Source organism: Cellulomonas septica, assembly GCF_012396155.1.
In the GTDB taxonomy this organism is placed as follows: domain Bacteria; phylum Actinomycetota; class Actinomycetes; order Actinomycetales; family Cellulomonadaceae; genus Cellulomonas; species Cellulomonas septica.
Genome location: NZ_JAAXOY010000599.1, coordinates 1 through 2,201 on the forward strand (window position 1 = coordinate 1; position 2,201 = coordinate 2,201).

3 protein-coding genes are annotated in these 2,201 nt (G+C 74.1%); all 3 read left to right on the forward strand.

Going from position 1 to position 2,201, the window contains the following annotated elements; genetic code table 11:
• Nucleotides 1-370 (forward strand): cell division protein FtsQ/DivIB (locus tag HGA02_RS17075; RefSeq protein ID WP_210728738.1); only part of this gene is annotated, 370 nt, incomplete at its 5' end.
• A 230-nt stretch (nucleotides 371-600) separates the two neighbouring features.
• Nucleotides 601-1,857 (forward strand): cell division protein FtsZ, encoded by a 1,257-nt coding sequence (gene ftsZ, locus HGA02_RS17080; protein ID WP_168680376.1) that lies wholly within the window; start codon nucleotides 601-603, stop codon nucleotides 1,855-1,857.
• 20 nt (nucleotides 1,858-1,877) lie between these two features.
• Nucleotides 1,878-2,201, forward strand: a 324-nt coding sequence (locus HGA02_RS17085; RefSeq protein WP_343035565.1) for a laccase domain-containing protein, incomplete at its 3' end; no start/stop codon positions are given.

Genomic DNA, 2,201 nt, shown 5'->3' on the forward strand with positions numbered 1-2,201 from the left:
GGTGCCCGAGCCGGCCGAGGGCGGGTTCGCGCTCCTGGACATGGAGGGCGTCCAGGTGGGCCGGGTCGACACCGCCCCGGACGGGCTCCCGGTGGTCGACGTGCCGGTCGGCGACGCGCGCACGCTGTCCGCGGTGCTCGCGGTGCTCGAGCAGCTGCCCGCCGACCTGCTGGCGCAGGTGCAGGGCGTGTCGGCGCGCACGCAGGACACGGTCACCATGCAGCTGCGCGACGGCGTGCGCGTGGACTGGGGGTCCGCGTCGGAGACGCCGCTCAAGATCGCGGTGCTGTCGACGCTGCGGTCGTCGGCCGCGGCGGCGGGGGCGACGGTGATCGACGTCTCGGCCCCGCGACTGCCGATCACGCGGTGACGGGTCCGGCGGCGCGACGGCGTCCGGGCAGCGTCCGGAACACGTCGCGCGACACGCGGCGTGGTGCGTTGAACACGGCGCGCGCGGCACCTAGCGTCACGCACTGACAGCACGCCTGACATAACTCTAACCCTCAACCTGAACCTGAAGGTTGAACCTCGACCGCGGCGTGTCGCGGTCACCCTCGCGGGCAGCACCCCGCGACCGGCTCGGAACGAGAGGCACCCACCGTGGCAGCTCCGCAGAACTACCTGGCGGTCATCAAGGTCGTCGGCATCGGCGGCGGCGGCGTCAACGCCGTGAACCGCATGATCGAGGTCGGCCTCAAGGGTGTCGAGTTCATCGCCGTCAACACCGACGCCCAGGCCCTGCTCATGTCCGACGCCGACGTCAAGCTCGACGTCGGCCGCGAGCTCACGCGCGGGCTCGGCGCCGGCGCGGACCCCGAGGTCGGCAAGAAGGCCGCCGAGGACCACGCCGAGGAGATCGAGGACGTCCTGCGCGGCGCCGACATGGTCTTCGTGACCGCGGGCGAGGGCGGCGGCACGGGCACCGGCGGTGCGCCGGTCGTCGCGCGCATCGCCCGCTCGCTCGGCGCCCTGACGATCGGTGTCGTGACGCGTCCGTTCACCTTCGAGGGCCGTCGTCGCTCGGTGCAGGCCGACACGGGCATCGAGGCGCTGCGCGCCGAGGTCGACACGCTCATCGTCATCCCGAACGACCGCCTGCTGTCGATCTCCGACCGCAACGTGTCGGTCCTCGACGCGTTCCACTCCGCCGACCAGGTGCTGCTGTCCGGCGTGCAGGGCATCACCGACCTCATCACGACCCCGGGTCTCATCAACCTCGACTTCGCCGACGTGAAGTCCGTCATGCAGGGCGCCGGCTCGGCGCTCATGGGCATCGGGTTCGCGCGCGGCGAGGACCGTGCGGTCCAGGCCGCCGAGATGGCGATCTCGTCGCCGCTGCTCGAGGCCAGCATCGACGGCGCGCACGGCGTGCTGCTGTCGATCCAGGGCGGCTCCGACCTCGGCCTGTTCGAGATCAACGAGGCCGCGCGCCTCGTGCAGGAGGCCGCGCACCCCGAGGCGAACATCATCTTCGGTGCCGTCATCGACGACGCCCTGGGCGACGAGGTCCGCGTGACCGTCATCGCGGCCGGGTTCGACGGCGGCGGCCCGGTCGTGCGTCGCGACTCGCGCGCGCTCGGCCAGGTCAGCGGTGCGTCGGTGCGGTCGGTCCCGTCCGTCCCGTCGGTGCCCACGCCGCGTCCCGTCGTCGACCCCGAGGACGAGGTCCTGCCGGTCGGCGCGTACGGGCAGTCGCGCCCCGCGCGCCCCGCGCCGCAGCCCGAGGTGCCCGCGTTCCTGTCCACCGAGGCCGAGCCCACGCCGATCACCGGCGCGCTCGAGGTGCCGCGCATCTTCACCGAGGACGCGCCGCGCCGGGAGCGCGAGGAGCTCGACGTCCCCGACTTCCTCAAGTAGGCGTGCCGGGCGGGCTCGCCGTGCTCGCCGTGGACCTCGGCCCGGGTGTCCGGGCCGGGTTCACGACGCGGGCCGGCGGCGTGAGCCGTGCGCCGTACGACGCGCTCAACCTCGGTGCGGGCGTCGCCGACGACCCGTCGGCCGTGGCGGAGAACCGTCGTCGCGTCGCGCGCTGGGTCGGTGCGGCGGTCGCGTACGGCACGCAGGTGCACGGGCGGCAGGTCGCGGTCGTGCGCGCCGCTCCGACCGAGGACGACGACCCGCTCGCGTCGGTCGGCGAGGTCGACGCGCTCGTGGGCGTCGCCCCGGGTGTCGCGGTCGGCGTGCTCGTCGCCGACTGCGTG